Raw genomic sequence first — 18,732 nt, 5'->3', positions numbered from 1 at the left:
TTGAACTAACTTCAGCCCCTGTTTTGCTAATTGACAATTATCAGTTCTTGTAAAAAGAAGCAAAAAAAAGCAGTGAACTCCATTTTTTTGGAGTTCACTGCTTTTTGTATAAAAATCTATTTTCTTGGCATGCTATTATTATTATTTCGCGAAACGGTGGTTACCGATTGTTACCGTTACTTCACGAGAAAAAATCCATTTACTTACTGCTGTGTTTGGATTATAGAAGAACAACGAGCCATTACCTTGACCCTTAAATGCCAATGCTTCATTTACCGCTTGTCTTGATGCCGCATCTGATGGTTGATTAATGGCACCGTTTTGGACTGGGGTGAAAGCGTAATGACCATTAGACTTTTCATAAACAACACTATTGATAGTATTTGGAAAATCAGGGCTCGCAACACGGTTTAGAATAACAGTGGCAACTGCGACCTTACCTGCGTACGGTTCACCTTTAGCCTCTGCATGAACAAGACGGGCCATCAAGTCTTTTTCTGCAGCAGTAATAGTAGTATTTGGGATTACTAGATTTGTTCCTGCATAAAGTAGACTGCCTTTTGCATTGTTTGCGTTTAATAGACTATTAACAGGGACTCCATATTTCGTTGCAATTTTCCAATAAGTTTCACCAGATTTTACTTTGTGAGTAGTAGTTGCCGCTTCAGTCGTTCCATTTAAGGTAAAAGCTGACATTGATATTATTAATCCAGTCGTAATTACTAGTTTTTTAAGTTTATTCATTTTATTACCTCCAATATTTGTTACTCGCTTCTCTACTACTAAGGCTATCAGTTGTAACATTCTAATTCATTACCCAATATATGGTAAGTGATATCCAACTAGGCTAGCGCCCAGTATGAAAGCTTTTGTCTACTAATTGGAAGTAACAACCATTCTTTGTTATTTTCCTAAAAATGACTCTTGTGGATAGTTTAGGACTCATTATTACATTCTGTATCAAGCATGTAATACTTAAAAAGGATATAAAGACTATACCTACCAATGAGACTTCACTAAATTGACATCAAATTCCTTAAATTCGTACAGGATTTTCCCTTTAACTTTGGTAATAATATAAGTAGGATTAAAAAGGAGGCTTTTTATATGGAAAATCAGTTAGTCAGCACACTTAACAAACAAATTGCAAATTGGTCTGTCTTGTATATGAAGTTACATAACTATCATTGGTATGTGAAAGGCGGCCAATTTTTTACATTACACGCCAAATTTGAAGAATTTTATAATGAGGCAGGACTTCATGTTGATGAATTGGCTGAACGTTTACTAGCAATCGGTGGCGAACCTGTAGCTACCATGAAAGAATGCCTTGAAATTTCATCCATTAAGGAAGCATCAGGTAATGAATCCGCTGATGAAATGGTTGAGTCTGTCATCAGTGACTTCTCTGTTATCATAGGGGAATTGAAGGAAGGCATGAGCTTTGCAGGTGAAATGAATGATGAAACAACCGGAGATATGCTGCTTGCAATTCATTCTGGCTTAGAGAAGCATGTTTGGATGCTTACTGCATTCCTTGGAAAAACAATTTAATTTTCTATTTGCTAAAGTCCAACTTTTCATTTGTTGGACTTTTTAGCAATATTTAAATTATAATAATTATTAAAAAGTATTGACTTTTATTTAGTAATCAAATTATTATAATACTAAATAAACTTACTAAACTGGAGGTTTGCTACCATGTCCAAGCATGAAGTTATTGTTTATAGCAGCACAGGCTGCCCCTATTGCGAAAAAGTAAAATCATTTTTAAAGGATCATGGAATTGAATTTGAAGAGCGTAACGCTTCCATACATAAGGAATATTTTGATCAATTAAAAGAACGGAAAATTTATGGAACGCCAGCAACACTTATTAATGGAAAGCTTGTATTAGGTTTTCAGGAGAAAAAGTTTAATAAACTGCTTGGGCTTTCGGAAAATGAACCTATCATTTCAAATCCTCCTCAAACTGAGACTACTGGGGAAAATCCTGATGGTATTTTTCAACCCGTTAATCAAAAGGTATTGGAAGACGTTTATGATTTCGTCACTATTGGCGGCGGTCCTGCTGGTGCTTCCGCTGCTGTTTACGCTGCACGCGGAAAATTAAAAACACTCGTCATTGATAAAGCTCCTAAAGCTGGAACGCTAGCGATTACCCATAAGATAGCAAACTATCCAGGTGTGCGCGAAGAATTAACTGGCCTTGAGCTATTAACAAGAATGCAGGCCCAGGCAAAAGACTTTGGGGCCGAATTCGTGCGTTCAACCGTCCTTTCCGTTGATTTTGCAGATGAAATCAAAAAGATTGAACTGGCCGAGGGTACAATTAAAGCAAAAAGTGTCTTTATTGGGGTTGGAGCTAAAGCACCATCGAACAAGATTAATGGGGAAGAAGAATTTACCGGTCGTGGTGTAAGCTATTGTTCAACCTGCGATGCTGCCTTCTATCAAGACCAGGTTGTCGCCGTTGTTGGTGATAATGATGAGGCTATCCATGAGGCTGAAACTCTGGCAAAGTATTGTAAAACGGTAAAACTGTTAATCCCAACTGAATTGAAAGGCGACGTCGACCTTTCTGCGTTACAAAATAATCCAAAGGTTGAAATCTATAAACGCCACCGTGTCAGAGAAATCATTGGGACTGATAGTGTTGAGAAAATTGTCATTCTAAATGATAAAAGAGAAGAAGAAATTTGGACCATCGATGGTATTTTCTTATATCTTGGCGGGATGAAGCCCGGCACAGATTTCTTAAACGGTGCAGTTATGCGAGATGAAGATGGCTATGTCATGGTCGATGAACTCCTGCGTACAAATATAGATGGTGTTTTTGCCGGCGGTGATGCCAGAAGAACGCCGATTAAGCAAGCCGTTATTTCTGCTGCAGATGGGGCTATTGCCGCTTTAAGTGCCGAGCAACACGTCAATAAACGCTCGAAGCTACGACCACAATACAGTTAAAATAAGGACACCTTCCCTTCTCTCATGCAGGACAGGTGTCCTTTTCTGTTCTTCCTTATTGTCAGATTCTGTCGCAAACTGTACAATTTATTACAAGCATATCCGATTGAAAAATTGAACTGCCACTGGGGGAATGACTATGAGAAGATTGACCTTCCTATTACTAGCCGTAATTTTCCTATCGGCCTGTACGCCAAAGGCCTATACAGAGAGTATGGATGCAGGAAAAACTGCATTGCAAAAAGGAAACTATACGGTAGCAATAGACAAATTTGAAAATGCTTTAGAAGAAAAAGAAACAACTGAGGCGAAAGAATATCTTCATGTTGCTGAAAGCATGCAGGAAAGTCTTACACTCTATCATAAGGGCGATTTAGATGCCGCGATTAATACATTAAACACTTTGTTACATAACAAAGTGGCAAAAGAAAAAATCAACCAACAGGCTACTGCTCTACTAAAAGAAATCCAAGAAGCGAAATCACTTGCGAATTCGTTAAATGAAAGAATGATCAAGGGAAAAACACTTTTAGAGCAAAATCAGTTTGACCAAGCAATCGAAGTGTTTAAAGAAGTCTCCCAAACACTCGGCTATCCAGAGAATGCCTCGATTGAAAAATTGACGGACGAAGCTTCCCAACTTGTTATAGATTCAACAAACAAGAAAAAAGCGGCTGATCAAGCAAAAAAGAAACAAGATGAATCAAAAAAGCAAGAGAATGCTAAGGAAAAAAAGAAGGATGCAAACGAAACTCTCTCCCATTCACAAGCGGAAGATCTTGTAAGAAAGCATCTTGGACTTCAAGCTGACCAAAATGTAAAAGTAGTGTATGACCATGATGCTGACAATGGCGACTACATAATCCACGTCTATGAATTTGTTGTCGATAATTCAAGTACAGGCGAAGGGCATACCACAACACGGGGCTGGTATGGTGTGAACAAAAATACGAAAGCAATTTATGATGCAATGGAATAATCAGAAAAGCGGAAGCGCCCCCGTTTAGCGGCGAATCAATTAATATTAAAGGGGCTGTCCAAAAAGTCAGGTAAATGACTTTTGGAAGCCCCTTCTTATTTTTAGGTTGCTAAACTTGTCTGTTGATTTCCGTTCCAAGCGCTTCGCTTTCCGCGGGCGGTAAATAATTTAGAAAAAGATAGTGGAAGCAAATCTAGCAGGGATATTTTCTGAAGTGAAACATCAAAAAAATATAAAGGTTATTAACTTCTTATTAACCAAAAGCTTAATAACAGCCATTGCGTCTTGATATTCAAAACATTATGTATGATTTATGAAATCGATAGTAGTCACTACTATTTGCTATTTTTTCAGTTTCTAAACTCTTGTCCATTTCATTTGCAAGGCTTCCTGCATAAATTGTAATTATTTAGTGGAGGAGGTGTTAACTATGTCTGATTTTCACAGAGAAAACAACAACTTCGCTTTAATTGTTGTGTTATTTGTTTTATTAATCATTGTTGGTACAGCATTTATGTACTAATAAATGAACCCCCACTAAAATCATCATTCTCAAGTGGAAAAGAGCGGTAACCATTTGGTTTCACCGCTCTTTTTCATGTTTATTCGTTATAATAAATGATTGGATCGTTAAGCTTCATATTTTTCTGTTTCCCACTAAAGGAACCTCTAGATAGCAGTAGTTATCGAAACCGATTATAATGCTTTGTTACCTTCCATAACCCCCCCTGAAATTTCCTTACTATAAAATATTAGAGGGGGTGGTCTTCATTCCATAACTTTTCAAATTAGGCGGGTATCGAGTAAAACAATCTCATTTTTCAATTTGATAGCTTCTGTCAACATGGCTTCAAACTCTATTGTGTTCGTTGGTTTCATCGCTTTTACTCCATAACTAGCGGCCAATTGGATGAAATCAGGATTAGTAAAAGTAACGCCAAAACTATTGGCGAACTTCCGCTTCATCATATCCACTTCAAGCTTTAACATCGAATTATCCAATAAGATAATGATAAAGGACAATCCTAACCGTTTCGCCGTCTCTAGTTCAGAAAAGTTCATCAATGCACCTCCATCCCCAGTAATACAAATAACTGTTTTTTCAGGCGCTGCTACTTTTGCCCCAATTGCACCAGGAATGGAGATACCCATTGATGCGAATCCATTGGAAATGATCAGCTGGTTGGCATGCTTCGGTTGATAGGTCCTTGCTACCGAGATCTTATGTGAGCCTACATCTGAAATAACAATTGTATCTTCCGTCTGGGCCCTTTCAATAGCCTGCAGGATATGTTCAATTGTTAGTGAGGAATCGTCTCCTACTTTTTCAACTATCGAATAAGATTCTACTATCCGATTTTTCAAGTCTCCTGCTGGCAGCCAATGCTTAGGCTTAATTTCATTTTTTAGAAATAGTGGCAGTGATTCTTTCAAATTCCCAACTAATTCTACCTTTACTGGATAGCATTCATCTACATCAGCTGCTGAAGCAGATATATGGATGACTGGGACCTTTTTCATGTTCCATTCGGAAGGAAGCTTTTCACGGATATCAAAGCCAATCACGATTAGTAAATCAGCTTCCTCAAACCCTTTAAGTACATAATCTTTTTGATTAAAACCAAATGTATAAAAATTTTGAGGGTGAGCTTTTGGTAAAATCCCTTTGGCCATAAAGCTTTGTGCCACTGGCGAGCCTAGATTTTCTATAAATGTTTGAACTTCTTTAACAGCTTCTTGGCGAATAACCTCATTTCCGACAAGAATAAAGGGACGCAGACTTTGGTTAAGCAACTGTGCGGCTAGCTTGAGTGCTTCAGCTGCAGGTACGCTTTTGGGCAAGCTTGAAACGGCTATTGGTTTCGTGGTCACATTCTCCATGGCGATGTTTTCGGGTATTTGTATTACGACTGCCCCAGGCTTTTCTTCGCTTGCAATTCGAAAGGATTTTCTGATGATTTCCGGAATCATGTTTGCCGCTTTTATTTGCACAGACCATTTTGTTACTGGTTCAAAAACCTTCTCGATATCGATATACTGATGGACATGTTTGTGTTGCTTATCCAATCCTGTTTGTCCGATTAAAGCGATAACTGGAGAATAATCCAAATTTGCACTTGCTATTCCTGTTAAAAGATTTGTTGCCCCAGGGCCGAGCGTAGCCATACATACACCTGGCTTTCCGGAGATTCTGCCGTAAACATCAGCCATGAATGCGGCACCTTGCTCATGGCGAACGGGTATGTATTTGATTTTTTCAGAAGCCGACAAAGAATGGGCTAAATCAAGGACCTCTTTACCGATAATCCCAAAAATATATTCCACACCTTCGTTTTCTAAACAGCTGACAACTACATCTGATGCTTTCATATTTGCCTCCAATAGATTATTTGCTTCCCTTATTGTTTTCTAAATTTTTATAATCATGAACAGTAGCTTGGAACATAAAAAAAAAATCAGCAAATATAATGGAATATGCGTGCTTTTAAGGAGGGCGAACTATGGTTCAGCAAGGATTTAACGGAATGGATGCCAATAATCAAATGTTAATTGCCCCAGAAACGTTTGCCGCACCACCCGAATCATTAACGGAACAACTGTTTATTGAACGTTCTTTAACCGAAAATAAATTTTGGTTGCGAATTATGAAGGAGCATTCCTATTTTTTAGGCGAAGGATTTAATCGAAAAGACAAGCAACTCATTCAACAAACCGATCGGTTTTATCATTATTTTGAGGAGCAGGAAAAAAGAGCCTACCAAACCCCCAATAATGTAACTGCCGTTCGGAAGTTAAATGAGGATTCGATTCAGCTTGTGTTAGGATTACGGAATTTCAAACGGAATTTGCTTATTCTAATTGTCAATTGCAAAGTAATGGGCTTTAACTTCCCACTTCTTGTCGATCATATTGCCCGAGAGGCTGAATACTTTATGAGAACGTTAAAAAAATTTAATGAAGGGATTTTGGATCCTATTCAAGATGCAATAATTAAGGAAAATGTTTTTTGGTTAAAGATTATGATGGAGCATTCCCGCTTTATCGCCTCTCTGCTTGATCAATCGGAACGGAATCTTGTTAAAACTGCACTGAAATTTGGGGACGATTTCGAAGTTCTTCTTAACCAAGCCCGAGACGTTGAATCAATGTTATATAAAAAAAGTCCGACCTATCCAATAATCGGAAAGCTAAATAAAGATAGTGAAAATGCCACACATGAGCTTCGTAATTTTAAACAAGCAGGTCTTGATTTAATAAAAAGCTGTCAAATAAAAAATGTCATCGACCCATTACTTGCAGACCACGTAGTCAGGGAAGCGGACCATTTCCTACAAATGGTCCATGTTTTAGAGGAAAGGTTAAAGGTGAAACAGCAGGAACAGCAAATGGGATTAGGTTAAATAAAGAGACTATCCGAGGATAGTCTCTCTTTTATTGCTGCGAGCTAAAATAACTAGACACACTGTAATAATCGTAAAAGCAATAAACGCTAACAATGGAATTGTAATAAAACCCATCCAGTTGATGTAATCCTTCGAGCAAGGCACACCGCTTGTACACATTTCAAACTGCTGCAAATATGGTATTTTTTGTAATGATGTATGGTATCCCGATAAAAGCATTCCAACAATTGAGAGTGGCAGCACATATTTATAAATACCTTTATCATTCCGGTAGACAGCAATCCCTAAAATAATCGCCAAGGGATACATGAAAATCCTTTGGTACCAGCAAAGAGTACAAGGAATGAAATGCATGACTTCACTAAAATATAGGCTGCCAAGTGTGGCAATGATAGCAGAAATCCAAGCGAGAAGTAAGGATTTATTCATTCTTCTTCCCCTTTGCTGCTTCCTCTACCATTTTGGTTAAGTCATCGATTGATTTGCCTGTGAACTGCTTACCATTAACAAAAATGGTTGGGGTACCAGTAACCCCTAGTTTTTCCGCATAATCCATATCCTTTTGCCAGGCATCATCGGACTTCTTAGCTTGGAAGTTTTTAACGGCCTTATCGACATCCTTATCGCTCGCCACTTCCTTTAACGTGTCAATCAAAAAGTTTTCAGTAAATACATCCTTTTTTTCTGCAGCTGGATCCTCTGGCTGCTTTGCGAAAAGACGATCATGGAATTTCCAAAAGCTTTCATTTCCTAATTCTTGAAAGACAGATTCCGCAAATTTAGCAGAACGAATGGAATCAACATTGATAAAGGAATCATTCATAAAATATAATTTTGCTTTCCCGGTATCAACAAGCGCATCTTTGATAATAGGCACAACTTGTTCGGAAAAGTTTTTACAATTAGGGCATTTATAATCGCCGAACTCAATAATGGATACAGGTGCCGACTCTTTGCCCAAGAAAGGCTGATTTGAATAATCAATTTCATTTGTTTTTACTTTTCCTTGTTGTTTTGATTGATTATTTAAGAAAATAAAAGCTAAAATACAGACAGCTACCAAACCTATAACCCAAAAGGTGAACTTAGATGACGATTTCGATTCATTTATCTTGTTGTTGTTTTTGTTATTTGCCATAATCAAACTCCTTATATTGAATGTACGGAAAATATATGTAGGTTGTTTTCCTATTTAGTTTAAATATTACCTATCCTACTTAATAATGCAAATAAAAGGTTCTTCTCGCTTAGTTTATTTACCATTTTAGGATATGATAAACATGTATTCTAATATTGTTACCTTAAGGAGATTGAATGATGACAAAATATAGTGGGTTTGTTGGAACCTATACAAAAGGAGAAAGTAAAGGGATTTATTCCTTTACTCTAAATATAGAAAGCAAAAAAATAGAGAATGTTCATGTTGCTGGAGAATTAGAAAACCCTACCTACTTAACGATTAGCAAGGACAATCAATACCTTTATTCCGTGGCAAAAGAAGGAGAAACTGGTGGTATTACTGCTTTTTCCATAAAGGAAGACGGTCGATTAACAACCGTTAATAGCCAATTACTTGCTGGTTCTTCTCCATGTCATGTTAGTGTTGACAGCAAAAATCGATATGTCTTCAGTGCAAATTATCATAAAGGCGAAGTCGTCTCCCACCTGATTAACCAGGAGAATGGCGCCTTAAAATCTGTTGCCTCCGTGATAAACCATGAAGGCCGGGGTCCGGATCCACGGCAGGATAAACCTCATACTCATTATGTGGGACTTACACCGGATGAAAAGTATCTGGCAGTAGTTGATTTAGGCATCGATGCCCTTATTACCTATGCAATCAATGAAAATGGCACACTGTCAAAGGTAAAACTGCTGCCGTTAAAAGCAGGTAGTGGACCTCGCCATCTGGCCTTCCATCCTAACGGTAAATTTGCTTATGTCATGACAGAATTTAGCTCAGAGGTGATTGTTCTATCCTATCATCAGGAAAATGGTCATTTTAGCGAACAGCAATATATCTCTACGCTTCCTGCTGATTTTTCCGAAAATAATCAAGGTAGTGCGATTCATATTTCATCTGATGGACGATTTATCTATGCTGGGAATCGCGGCCATAACAGTATAGCTGTTTTTACTGTAAACCAAGAAACGGGTGAGCTAAGCTTTATTGAGCATACTTCCACTGAAGGGGATTGGCCAAGGGATTTTGCATTCGATCCATCCGAAAAATTCGTCATTGCTTCAAATCAAGAATCTGGGAATCTTGCGCTATTTTCAAGGGACGAGGCAACGGGGAGGTTAACCCTTATACAGTCTGATATTGTTGTGCCACATCCTGTTTGTGTGAAGTTTTTACATATTTAGTTTTTAAGTTTAGCTGATTGGACCTTTTCCAATCAGCTTTATTTTTTCTACTCCAGACCGGCTTAAGTCCATTACCTTCCGATATTCGACAACCTCGTTTGACAAATTTTCCATCACTTTTCTTTTATAATCTTACTAGGAACACTAGTAAGATAGGAGAAAAGTGATGACCCACTACCAAATACAAAGTAGTAGAAGTACAAATAATAAAAAACCTCAAAAACATATTCTTTTTATGAAAATTACACTTGTTGTTTTTTGGGGAATATTTTTATTGTTAAGTACCTGGACCGAAAATTTGGAGCAATTGTTAGATTTACAATCAGTCGGTTTTAGTTGGGTGTCAAAACCAGACTTACTGTCCTTCTTTTATTTCAATGATTTGACATTAATACATCCCGATTATCTGATAGTAAAGTTGGGACATTTTATTGGTTTTGCTGTAATGGATCTTCTCCTTTTCAACTTGATAAAAAGCCATAAATTTTCTATCGGACTCTCTATTTCTCTGGCATTATTAACAGAAATCCTTCAATTGTTTTTCGGACGAGATGGACGGCTTTATGACCTCGTTATTGATTCATTGGGGGTTTTATTAGTATTCTTTATTTTGAAGAAGCTTAAACTTTAGGGAAATTGCAGTACAGCTGTGGGCTTGTAAGCAAAACAGGGAGTTCTAGTTTACTTTTGAAGAAACAGAAGGAGCCAATTGCTCTTTCTGTTTTTTTGTTTTCGATAATTTAGAGCGTAAAATATCAGAGTTCGTGTGAATACTAAATAGGACGTTTATCATATAAAGGATGTGTCCTCATTGCATTTTTTCCATGGCCAAGAAACACTTTCGGTAATAGAGTGGATTTTAAGATCGGTAGTCACTTTTATATTTCTGCTATTAGCTGTCAAAGTAATGGGCTCTCGTGCCATTTCGCAATTAAGGTTACTTGATTTTGTGATGGCTTTAATGCTAGGTAACATTATTGCTCATCCACTTTCAGACCACAGAATTGGATTAAAGGGTTCATTAATCTCGACAATTGTCATCATTATTCTGTATTTGTTTGGTATATTTTTAAATCTAAAATGGACATGGCTCAGAAACACAATTGAATCAACGCCAATCCCAATTATTAAAGAGGGGGACATCAGTTATAAAGGACTAAAAAAGGCAAGAATCTCGATTGATTTATTATTAGCGGAGCTAAGGAAAGAGAAGGTAGCGGATGTAAAAAAAGTAGCTTTGGCATTATGGGAGTCAGATGGGAAGATTTCTATATTTTTGGATCCCCAGTATGAGGCGATCACACCGTCAACGTATCAGTTACAAACCGAGCCTTTTGATTTGCCGAAGACCATTATTAAGGAGGGAAAGATTGATTTTCAGGTGTTGAAGCAAGTTAACAAGGAGGAAGAGTGGCTGATTAACACGTTTAAGACCAAATATAAAACAGAAATTAGTGAGGTTTTACTTACCACCATTGATAACAAAAACAATTTAAAGGTTTTCCTATACAAATAAAAATTTGTACAGTGCCATGAGGGCACTGCACAGATCAAAAAAACTTATATTCTTTAATCACTTCACATACACTATTTACATCATCTTCACTCAAATACGGATGGATTGGCAATGAAAGCACTGTATCACAAAGCTCATTAGTTATTTCAAAGTCTTGATCATCAGATTCTAAATCTGAAAAGGCAACTTGTTTATGCAATGGCTTCAAATAATAAATCATAGTAGGAATTCCATGCTCTTTCAGTTCCGCAAGTAATCCATCCCGCTGTTCCTTATTTTTAAGCTTAATCGTATACTGGGCAAAACTTGAATAAAATCCCTCAGGTATTGTTGGAATTTTAGCAATTTCTGCTAATTTTTCATTATATAGTTGATATACTCGGTTTACAGCTTCCAATTCATGATCAATAAATGCTTTTAGTTTCACTTCTAAAATAACGGCCTGTATGGTGTCTAGTCTTGAATTAACTCCAATCCTAACATTGTCGTATTTATTCTCACCTTTACCATGAATTTTTAATGACTTCAGTAATTCTGCTAATTCATCATCATTAGTAAAAATAGCTCCACCATCGCCATAACATCCTAGAGGTTTTGCAGGAAAGAAGGAAGTAGTTGCAGCATCTCCAAAACTACATGCTCTTCTTCCATTAATATTGCCTCCAAACCCTTGGGCACCATCTTCTAATACTAATAAATTATACTTCTTAGCAATTCTCTCTATTTCAGGATAATCAGCTGGAAGGCCAAATAAATCAACAGGGATAATAGCTTTTGGAGTTAATTTCCCTTCTTCAACTGTTTTGATAATTGCTTTTTCTAGCTTAATGGTATCAATATTAAAGGTTTCTCTATCTACATCCACAAAAACAGGCGTTGCACCTCTAAATGAAACAATTTCTCCAGTTGAAAAGAATGTAAAGTCCGGTACAAATACTGCATCTCCAACTTTGATATCCCATGCCATCATCACCAAATTCAGTGCGTCTGTTCCATTGGCACAAGTAATACAGTGCTTTACTCCAACATAGTCAGCTAATTGTTCTTCTAGTTCTTTTACCTCATTTCCACCAATGAAATTTGCATTTGTTAGTACTGCCTGAATAGCAGTATCAATTTCCTGCTTATATTTCTGATACTGAGTCTTTAAATCCCTGAATTCCATCATCCATCAATCTCCATCATAATTTAATTTCCACTATTCAGATTTTTCTTCAAGAATGCCTTCAATAAGAGTATATTCTTTGCCGCATTCATTACATTTTAGCTCATTTTTTAGGACCAGGCCGCACTCGCAAACCCAACCTATTTGTTGGGCAGGTACTCCTGCCATTAATGCATAGTCTAGAACGTCCTTTGTTACAACTGCGCCTGAAGCAATCATTGACCATCGACCGATTGTATTGCCACATACGATAGTAGCGTTTGCTCCAATAGATGCACCGTATTTAACTAGGGTCCTTATATAGCCTTCAGTACCTTTCGGATATTTACTTCTTGGCGTTAGATCATTAGTAAATACCATTGAAGGTCCGCAGAAGACATAATCTTCTAATTCAACACCTTCATAAACCGATACATTGTTCTGGATTTTTACTCCATTGCCAATTTTCACGTTAGTAGAGATATTGACATTTTGACCTATCGAGCAATTCTCACCGATGTGAGCACCTTTTTGAACATGGCTAAAATGCCATACTTTAGTGCCAACACCTATCGTTACATTTTCATCTATATAACTGCTTTCATGTACAAAGTAGCTCATCTATCAAACCTGCCTTTGAAATCGATTGAGCTGCATTTTTCCAATGGCAGTTTAACGCTTTTACCTTCTGCCGCTGATTTGTAAATGGCAAGGACGAGCTCAAGTGCTCTTCTTCCATCTTCAGCTGTCACAAAGGGGGGTCTATCATTTTGAATGGCATCAATTACGTCAGCATATAGTGGATTATGACCAAATCCGTATACATTCGATGGGTTTTCTTGATACTTTTCCTTGACTTCATATGGGTCATCTAACTTGTCTGCAAACTGCCATTCTTCAATTAGATTTACCGACTTTCCGCCAGCTTTGACTGTGCCTTTTTCCCCGAATAGATACAATGTTTCTTCAAGGTTGTTTGGATAAATATTTGTAGTCCCTTCAACAATTCCATAACTTCCATTAGAAAACTTAATGAGCGCCATACCTAAGTCTTCCGCTTCGATAAAGTTATGTTTCAAATTATCCGTCATACCGACTACTTCTATTATTTCGCCTCCCATCATCCAACGAAGAAGATCAATATTATGGAGGCACTGGTTCATCAGTGCTCCACCGTCTTGTTCCCATGTTCCTCGCCAAGGGGCTTGTTTATAATACTCTTCTCCCCGATTCCAACGAATATGGGCAGTCCCATGAAGCAGCCTTCCAAAGCGTTCTTCTTCTACTGCTTCTCTTATTTTTTGAATCGATTTATTGAAACGGTTTTGATGGCAGGCGCTCACCTTTATATTTTTTTCTTTAGCCTTTTTAATGATTGCATCGGTTTCTTCAAGTGAAAGAGCGATTGGCTTTTCAATGATTAGATGACTCCCTGCTTCTATACAATCTAAAGCAATTTGACCATGTTTACCGCTTTCAGTGCAAATGGCTACTAACTGAGGTTTTTCCTTTGCAAGTAACTCATTATAGTCAGTATATTGAGGAGTAGATGGAGGAAGGTTAAATTTTGACATTTTATCCTTTATATTTTCGAGTTCAATGTCACATAAAGCAACAATTTCAAGTTCATTTTCTATAGCTGCGGCTATATGATTTGGAGAAATTCTTCCACAACCAATTATTGCATATCTTAAACCCATGATGGCTCCCCCTCTATAATAATTCAATGTTCTCTCTATTATTTACAAGCTTCATTGCATTTTTAGTATCAAATATAGCCTTTGCATGCTGCTGTACAAAAGAATAATCAACCTCCGTATGTGCAGTTGTTACGATAACTAAATCAGCATTTTCTATGAGGTCCGCTGTTAATTCAGATTCGCCTTTTTTAAGCTTTCCATGTTCACGATACTCTTGCACGTAAGGATCATAGTAAACTACTTCTGCCCCTTCTTTTTCTAACTCTTCAATTACTCTAAGAGCGGGGCTCTCTCGATAATCATTGATATCTTGTTTATAGGCTACACCCAGCACTAAAATTCTTGACCCATTCATCGCCTTTTTATCCCTATTTAAGATTTTACTAGCTCTCTCTACACAGTATTCTGGCATACGGTCATTAACCATCATGGAGGATTCAATCATAGAGGTGTGAAATCCATATTCGCGTGCTTTCCAGGAGAGATAATATGGATCAAGTGGTATGCAGTGTCCTCCAAGTCCTGGTCCTGGATAAAAGGCTTGGAAGCCATATGGTTTAGATTTAGCAGCATCAATAACTTCCCAGAAGTTAATACCCATCTTATTGCAGAGAATGGCAAGTTCATTTACAAGCCCTATATTTACATTTCTATAGGTGTTTTCGAGAATTTTCTCCATTTCCGCTATAGCTGGAGATGAAACACGATGAATTGGTGCTTCTAGTATGCTTTCGTAGAGGGTAGCAGCCACTTCCGTACATGTAGAGGTTATCCCTCCAACGACTTTTGGAGTGTTTTTAGTTTTATAGATTAAATTGCCTGGATCTACGCGTTCTGGAGAAAAAGCAAGATAGAAGTCCACGCCACATTTTAGTCCGGACGTTTCAAGAATTGGCTTAAGAAGTTCTTCTGTGGTTCCAGGATAAGTAGTTGATTCTAGAACAATTAACATATCTTTATGCATAAACGGAAGAATACTCTCCACAGAGGCTTTAACATAACTGATATCCGGCTGTTGGTGCTCATCAAGCGGTGTTGGGACACAAATACATACACAGTCTGCAATTGCAACCTGTGCAAAATCGGCAGAAGCTGATAAAAGTCCTGACTCGACAATTTCTTGAAGATCTTCATTGACCACATCGCCAATATAATTTTTACCAGCGTTAACCATTTTCACTTTAAATTCTTGTACATCAAAACCAATCGTTTTAAACCCAGCCTTTGCTTTCTCTACTGCAAGTGGTAAACCCACATATCCTAAACCTATAACTCCAAGTGTTGCCGTCTTATTTAATAATTTTTCTTTTAGATTACTTGTTAAAGCAACAGTACTCATGCTATTATTCCCCCCCTTTTAATAGAATTTGACAAATATGTTCCGCCGCATTTCCATCACCAAATAACCGTGGCTGTGGATGCTGCACACAGAGTAATTCTCTAGAGACAGTTCTTAAAATTGTTTTAACATCAATTGGACTTAAACTATTCCACCCATTTTCTAAGGTTTCAACCCATTCTGTTTGATCTCTCAATGTTGTACAAGGCGTCTTAAGGAAAAATGCTTCCTTTTGAAGTCCACCAGAATCGGTAACCACCATGAATGCATTTGCAGTTAAGTAAAGCATCAGTAGATAGCCTGCCGGTTTAATGATTGTTACATTGTTTAACTGAATATTCAGTTCATCAATCCGTTTACGAGTTCTTGGATGAAGTGGTATTAGAACTGGCTTATCCATCTTTTCAAAAGCAGAAAAGATCTCACGTAACTTTGTATCATCATCTGTATTTTCTGCACGGTGGATGGTAGCAAGGTAATATTCTTTTTCTTTGAGACTAGGGATCGTGCCTCCTTCATCTCTTAATTCATCCAACCAAGCACCATCAGAATATCGATTTTTTGAAATTTCTATATTTCTTTGTACTGCATCATACATAATATCTCCAGTATTAAAAACTCCTGCTGTGATTCCTTCCTTTTCTAAGTTATCTACAGCCGTTTGTGTTGGACATAGTAATAAATCGGATAAATGGTCTGTTACTATTCTGTTTTGTTCTTCTGGCATTAGCTTGTTATAACTACGTAACCCAGCTTCTACATGAAATACAGGGATATGTAATTTACTAGCTGCCAAAGCGCCAGCCAAAGTGGAATTCGTATCACCATAGACAAGCAGCCCATCAGGCAATTCTTTTAAGATTATCTCTTCAATTTTTTCCAGCATACGTCCTGTTTGTAATCCATGACTCCCTGACCCAACCTCTAAGTGATAATCGGGTTTTGGTAATCCCAGCTCCTCAAAGAAAACATCGGACATATTTGCATCATAGTGTTGACCAGTGTGTACTAATACCTCTTCATTTTCTTTTCTAAACATCCTAGAAAATGGTTCTGCTTTTATAAATTGTGGACGAGCACCGATTATTGTTACTAATTTCATTTTCTCCTTCCTTTCGTTGCTGGGTTTTACGCAATAATGACACTCACTTCCCGGTGAGTGTCATTATTGTGCAGCTGCCATTTGGAATGCGAAGCTTTTCTTTATTAGATTAATTTAGCTGGTATACCAAAGACTGTGGTATCCTGCTTTACCTGTTTAACAGCCACACTGCCGGCCCCAATTTTTGCAAAATCCCTCACTTTTACGCTTGGAGTAATGACTGCATGACTACCTAGAAATACCCCCGTACCAAGCTGAGCGCATCCAGTCACATCTGAATGAGAATTAATCGTACAACCATTACCAATATTTACATCATGTCCTATCGTTACACTTAAGTTTAGCAACACAAAGGAGCCCAATTGAATATCGCACGTTAATATGGCCCGAGGACATATTACACTTCCATTACCAATTTCAACATTTTTGCCAATTATTGCTGTTGAATGAATTAAGGTAATAAACCTTGCACCGCGTTCCTCAAGCTCTTTAGCTATTGCAAGCTTTGTCTTGGGGTCAGCAATTGCCATCACTAAGACGTGGTCGATTTCAGGTCGATACTCCCGAATCGAACTTATAATAGGAAGATCATAGTTATAACCATCAAGGAGGTTTAAATTATCACTAATAAACCCAATTGGCTCCCAACTTTGATCTGTAAAATCAGTTAGCCAGCTATAGATCATCCTTGCTAGTCCCCCGGCACCAACAATAATTAATTTATTCATCTATAATTCTTCCTTTTCTTTTCAAATGGGCTTCATTGTGATACCTAACTCCCCACTAATTCACGTTTGTCTTTGATGAGTTTTAACAATTCTCCAACACAAATGCACTTCCGAATCGCTGCATTTGAAATCGTAAGCTGAAAATTTTCATCAACCATAACAATGACAGAAATAAAAGCTAAGGAATCCCAATTCTCATTTTCTTCTAATAGATACCCGCTGGTTAAATCAGACTTCTCTATTTCCAATAGATCCGCCAATTCAGCTAAAAAGTTCTCCATTTCCACCATCATTCCCCACTCCTTTTCTGTATTTTGTTCATTAAAAAGAACGATATGATTAATTTTTTCCTTTTAAGCTTAGAATAAATGAGTTAATCATTGTCCATAAAACTTAAGTAAGCTTATCTGTTATATTTATTAATAATTTCTGTGAAATATATTTTTAGTTTAGTTCTTTATAAAGAACAAGTCAATGTTTTTTTATCGGAAAAATCTTGTGTTTTCGTCTGCGTCATCCTTCACTAAAGGAACATAAAATGATCATATTTAACCATTATGGTTCCCTCTGCATATTCACTTTCATGTTGTCGATTAGGATTACCGTTTATATTATTAATAATATTTTTTATAAAGTTTTGACCCGATTCATGTGCGTGTAGATAGCCCCCACCAAATCTTGGGTTAATTTCGGAAATAACATAGCCATTGCTGGATTTAAAACAGTCAATATCTATAGGTCCAATCGGTTTAAGTGCATCAATAAGTTTTTCAATCATCTGTTTTAAAACGGGGTCTTTCACAGAAATAGATTTATCTGTTTCTCCGTCACGCATCTTTAACTTCTGTTTAATAAATATATTCGTTGCCTTTTTGGTATGAAAATCAATATAACAATCGACACCCAATTCATCTCCGGTAATAAAAGGCTGTACAATATACTCCTGGAGTTTATCATGGGATACTTTAAGCTCTTCTATTGAAGAAACTATATGAATCCCCATACTTGCGCTTCCGTTTTTTGGCTTTACTATTAATGGAAAATTAATTTTGCATTTCTTTAGGTCTGCTCTTACTCTATCAATTCCGGCATATGTTGGAATCGATGGTATTTTATTGGCTTGTAAAAATTTATAGGTTTTATCCTTGTCGTAGCAAATATCCACAATATCCTTATCGGAAACAATCATCTGAATTCCTTCTTTTTCAAATTCCTCCTTATAACTTGCTAATAAAGGTAATTCAGGATCGATTAGAGATATTACACCTCTAATTTTATATTTATTACAAAGGTATTTAACGTGATGAATGTATTCTGGATCGTCAATGCGTGGCACGACCTCATATATATCAGCATGGTGCAATGCTGCTGCTGTTGGATCGCAGTCAATAGCAACAACTTTTCCGTTTATTTTTTGAAGTTCCTTTTTAAAGTATTCAACTAATTTTACACGGCGTCCGACACTACAAAGTAAAATATTCATTTA

20 protein-coding genes are annotated in these 18,732 nt (G+C 37.2%); 8 read left to right on the top strand and 12 right to left on the bottom strand.

What is annotated here, in order from left to right; translation table 11 throughout:
- Nucleotides 1-141: 141 nt before the first annotated feature.
- On the bottom strand, nt 142-744 hold the full coding sequence (locus tag RTR43_RS01285; RefSeq protein ID WP_396954515.1) for a cell wall hydrolase: 603 nt from the start codon (nt 742-744) through the stop codon (nt 142-144).
- A 363-nt stretch (nt 745-1,107) separates the two neighbouring features.
- On the opposite strand from RTR43_RS01285, the gene RTR43_RS01280 reads away from it, so the two are divergent.
- From RTR43_RS01280 to RTR43_RS01265, 4 genes are all read left to right on the top strand, one after another.
- Nucleotides 1,108-1,554, top strand: coding sequence for a Dps family protein (locus RTR43_RS01280; RefSeq protein WP_312469082.1), 447 nt, complete (start codon nt 1,108-1,110; stop codon nt 1,552-1,554).
- A gap of 147 nt (nt 1,555-1,701) precedes the next feature.
- On the top strand, nt 1,702-2,967 hold the full coding sequence (locus RTR43_RS01275; RefSeq protein ID WP_312469080.1) for an FAD-dependent oxidoreductase: 1,266 nt from the start codon (nt 1,702-1,704) through the stop codon (nt 2,965-2,967).
- A 139-nt stretch (nt 2,968-3,106) separates the two neighbouring features.
- Nucleotides 3,107-3,946: a hypothetical protein gene (locus tag RTR43_RS01270; protein ID WP_312469078.1), complete on the top strand. Its 840-nt coding sequence runs from the start codon at nt 3,107-3,109 to the stop codon at nt 3,944-3,946.
- 430 nt (nt 3,947-4,376) lie between these two features.
- On the top strand, nt 4,377-4,469 hold the full coding sequence (locus RTR43_RS01265; RefSeq protein ID WP_312469076.1) for a YjcZ family sporulation protein: 93 nt from the start codon (nt 4,377-4,379) through the stop codon (nt 4,467-4,469).
- A gap of 260 nt (nt 4,470-4,729) precedes the next feature.
- Here the strand turns inward: RTR43_RS01265 and RTR43_RS01260 are convergent, their stop codons facing one another.
- Complete coding sequence (locus RTR43_RS01260) at nt 4,730-6,316, bottom strand: acetolactate synthase large subunit (protein ID WP_312469075.1); 1,587 nt, start codon at nt 6,314-6,316, stop codon at nt 4,730-4,732.
- Nucleotides 6,317-6,447: 131 nt separating this feature from the next.
- Here RTR43_RS01260 and RTR43_RS01255 point away from each other — a divergent pair, with 131 nt between their 5' ends.
- Nucleotides 6,448-7,347, top strand: a complete 900-nt coding sequence (locus RTR43_RS01255; RefSeq protein ID WP_312469073.1) for a DUF2935 domain-containing protein — start codon at nt 6,448-6,450, stop codon at nt 7,345-7,347.
- 9 nt (nt 7,348-7,356) lie between these two features.
- On the opposite strand, the gene RTR43_RS01250 is transcribed toward RTR43_RS01255, so the two are convergent.
- Nucleotides 7,357-7,779 carry a disulfide oxidoreductase gene (locus RTR43_RS01250; protein WP_312469072.1) on the bottom strand — a complete coding sequence of 141 codons (423 nt, stop codon included), beginning with the start codon at nt 7,777-7,779 and terminating at the stop codon, nt 7,357-7,359.
- Nucleotides 7,772-8,488, bottom strand: a complete 717-nt coding sequence (locus tag RTR43_RS01245; RefSeq protein ID WP_312469071.1) for a DsbA family protein — start codon at nt 8,486-8,488, stop codon at nt 7,772-7,774. Before RTR43_RS01245 ends, RTR43_RS01250 begins: the two co-directional genes overlap by 8 nt.
- Nucleotides 8,489-8,667: 179 nt before the next feature.
- On the opposite strand from RTR43_RS01245, the gene RTR43_RS01240 reads away from it, so the two are divergent.
- The 3 genes from RTR43_RS01240 (at nt 8,668) to RTR43_RS01230 (ending at nt 11,233) form a co-directional block, all read left to right on the top strand.
- Nucleotides 8,668-9,717, top strand: a complete 1,050-nt coding sequence (locus RTR43_RS01240; protein ID WP_312469115.1) for a lactonase family protein — start codon at nt 8,668-8,670, stop codon at nt 9,715-9,717.
- Nucleotides 9,718-9,883: 166 nt separating this feature from the next.
- Nucleotides 9,884-10,348, top strand: a complete 465-nt coding sequence (locus RTR43_RS01235; protein ID WP_312469069.1) for a VanZ family protein — start codon at nt 9,884-9,886, stop codon at nt 10,346-10,348.
- A 180-nt stretch (nt 10,349-10,528) separates the two neighbouring features.
- Entirely contained in the window at nt 10,529-11,233 is a 705-nt protein-coding gene (locus RTR43_RS01230) for a DUF421 domain-containing protein (protein WP_483870150.1), read from the top strand.
- Between the two features lie 34 nt (nt 11,234-11,267).
- Here RTR43_RS01230 and RTR43_RS01225 read toward each other — a convergent pair whose 3' ends face one another.
- The 8 genes from RTR43_RS01225 to RTR43_RS01190 all read right to left on the bottom strand — a co-directional run bounded on the left by RTR43_RS01225 (nt 11,268) and on the right by RTR43_RS01190 (nt 18,729).
- Nucleotides 11,268-12,401 carry a DegT/DnrJ/EryC1/StrS family aminotransferase gene (locus tag RTR43_RS01225; protein ID WP_312469067.1) on the bottom strand — a complete coding sequence of 378 codons (1,134 nt, stop codon included), beginning with the start codon at nt 12,399-12,401 and terminating at the stop codon, nt 11,268-11,270.
- Nucleotides 12,402-12,431: 30 nt separating this feature from the next.
- Nucleotides 12,432-12,998 (bottom strand): N-acetyltransferase, encoded by a 567-nt coding sequence (locus RTR43_RS01220; RefSeq protein WP_312469065.1) that lies wholly within the window; start codon nt 12,996-12,998, stop codon nt 12,432-12,434.
- Complete coding sequence (locus tag RTR43_RS01215; protein WP_312469064.1) at nt 12,995-14,077, bottom strand: Gfo/Idh/MocA family protein; 1,083 nt, start codon at nt 14,075-14,077, stop codon at nt 12,995-12,997. Before RTR43_RS01215 ends, RTR43_RS01220 begins: the two co-directional genes overlap by 4 nt.
- A 13-nt stretch (nt 14,078-14,090) precedes the next feature.
- Nucleotides 14,091-15,416: a nucleotide sugar dehydrogenase gene (locus RTR43_RS01210; RefSeq protein WP_312469062.1), complete on the bottom strand. Its 1,326-nt coding sequence runs from the start codon at nt 15,414-15,416 to the stop codon at nt 14,091-14,093.
- Between the two features lie 4 nt (nt 15,417-15,420).
- On the bottom strand, nt 15,421-16,518 hold the full coding sequence (wecB, locus tag RTR43_RS01205) for a non-hydrolyzing UDP-N-acetylglucosamine 2-epimerase (RefSeq protein WP_312469061.1): 1,098 nt from the start codon (nt 16,516-16,518) through the stop codon (nt 15,421-15,423).
- A gap of 104 nt (nt 16,519-16,622) precedes the next feature.
- Entirely contained in the window at nt 16,623-17,246 is a 624-nt protein-coding gene (locus RTR43_RS01200; protein WP_312469060.1) for an acetyltransferase, read from the bottom strand.
- 44 nt (nt 17,247-17,290) lie between these two features.
- Nucleotides 17,291-17,539: an acyl carrier protein gene (locus tag RTR43_RS01195; protein WP_312469059.1), complete on the bottom strand. Its 249-nt coding sequence runs from the start codon at nt 17,537-17,539 to the stop codon at nt 17,291-17,293.
- Between the two features lie 230 nt (nt 17,540-17,769).
- Nucleotides 17,770-18,729, bottom strand: coding sequence for an ATP-grasp domain-containing protein (locus RTR43_RS01190; protein WP_312469057.1), 960 nt, complete (start codon nt 18,727-18,729; stop codon nt 17,770-17,772).
- Between the last annotated feature and the right edge of the window lie 3 nt (nt 18,730-18,732).

It is taken from the genome of Neobacillus sp., assembly GCF_031988165.1.
GTDB lineage: Bacteria > Bacillota > Bacilli > Bacillales > Cytobacillaceae > Neobacillus > Neobacillus rhizosphaerae.
The sequence above is the reverse complement of the archived record's forward strand: the minus strand, read 5'-3'. Positions and strand labels throughout refer to the sequence as shown.

Excerpts from the sequence above, each read along its gene's own strand:
- RTR43_RS01255 (WP_312469073.1), top strand. The coding sequence starts at position 6,448 with ATGGTTCAGCAAGGATTTAACGGAATGGATGCCAATAATCAAATGTTA.
- RTR43_RS01190 (WP_312469057.1), bottom strand. The coding sequence starts at position 18,729 with ATGAATATTTTACTTTGTAGTGTCGGACGCCGTGTAAAATTAGTTGAA.
- RTR43_RS01220 (WP_312469065.1), bottom strand. The coding sequence starts at position 12,998 with ATGAGCTACTTTGTACATGAAAGCAGTTATATAGATGAAAATGTAACG.
- RTR43_RS01260 (WP_312469075.1), bottom strand. The coding sequence starts at position 6,316 with ATGAAAGCATCAGATGTAGTTGTCAGCTGTTTAGAAAACGAAGGTGTG.
- RTR43_RS01245 (WP_312469071.1), bottom strand. The coding sequence starts at position 8,488 with ATGGCAAATAACAAAAACAACAACAAGATAAATGAATCGAAATCGTCA.
- RTR43_RS01280 (WP_312469082.1), top strand. The coding sequence starts at position 1,108 with ATGGAAAATCAGTTAGTCAGCACACTTAACAAACAAATTGCAAATTGG.
- RTR43_RS01210 (WP_312469062.1), bottom strand. The coding sequence starts at position 15,416 with ATGAGTACTGTTGCTTTAACAAGTAATCTAAAAGAAAAATTATTAAAT.
- wecB (WP_312469061.1), bottom strand. The coding sequence starts at position 16,518 with ATGAAATTAGTAACAATAATCGGTGCTCGTCCACAATTTATAAAAGCA.
- RTR43_RS01265 (WP_312469076.1), top strand. The coding sequence starts at position 4,377 with ATGTCTGATTTTCACAGAGAAAACAACAACTTCGCTTTAATTGTTGTG.
- RTR43_RS01235 (WP_312469069.1), top strand. The coding sequence starts at position 9,884 with ATGACCCACTACCAAATACAAAGTAGTAGAAGTACAAATAATAAAAAA.
- RTR43_RS01250 (WP_312469072.1), bottom strand. The coding sequence starts at position 7,779 with ATGAATAAATCCTTACTTCTCGCTTGGATTTCTGCTATCATTGCCACA.
- RTR43_RS01285 (WP_396954515.1), bottom strand. The coding sequence starts at position 744 with ATGAATAAACTTAAAAAACTAGTAATTACGACTGGATTAATAATATCA.
- RTR43_RS01215 (WP_312469064.1), bottom strand. The coding sequence starts at position 14,077 with ATGGGTTTAAGATATGCAATAATTGGTTGTGGAAGAATTTCTCCAAAT.
- RTR43_RS01225 (WP_312469067.1), bottom strand. The coding sequence starts at position 12,401 with ATGATGGAATTCAGGGATTTAAAGACTCAGTATCAGAAATATAAGCAG.
- RTR43_RS01275 (WP_312469080.1), top strand. The coding sequence starts at position 1,702 with ATGTCCAAGCATGAAGTTATTGTTTATAGCAGCACAGGCTGCCCCTAT.
- RTR43_RS01240 (WP_312469115.1), top strand. The coding sequence starts at position 8,668 with ATGACAAAATATAGTGGGTTTGTTGGAACCTATACAAAAGGAGAAAGT.
- RTR43_RS01195 (WP_312469059.1), bottom strand. The coding sequence starts at position 17,539 with ATGATGGTGGAAATGGAGAACTTTTTAGCTGAATTGGCGGATCTATTG.
- RTR43_RS01270 (WP_312469078.1), top strand. The coding sequence starts at position 3,107 with ATGAGAAGATTGACCTTCCTATTACTAGCCGTAATTTTCCTATCGGCC.
- RTR43_RS01200 (WP_312469060.1), bottom strand. The coding sequence starts at position 17,246 with ATGAATAAATTAATTATTGTTGGTGCCGGGGGACTAGCAAGGATGATC.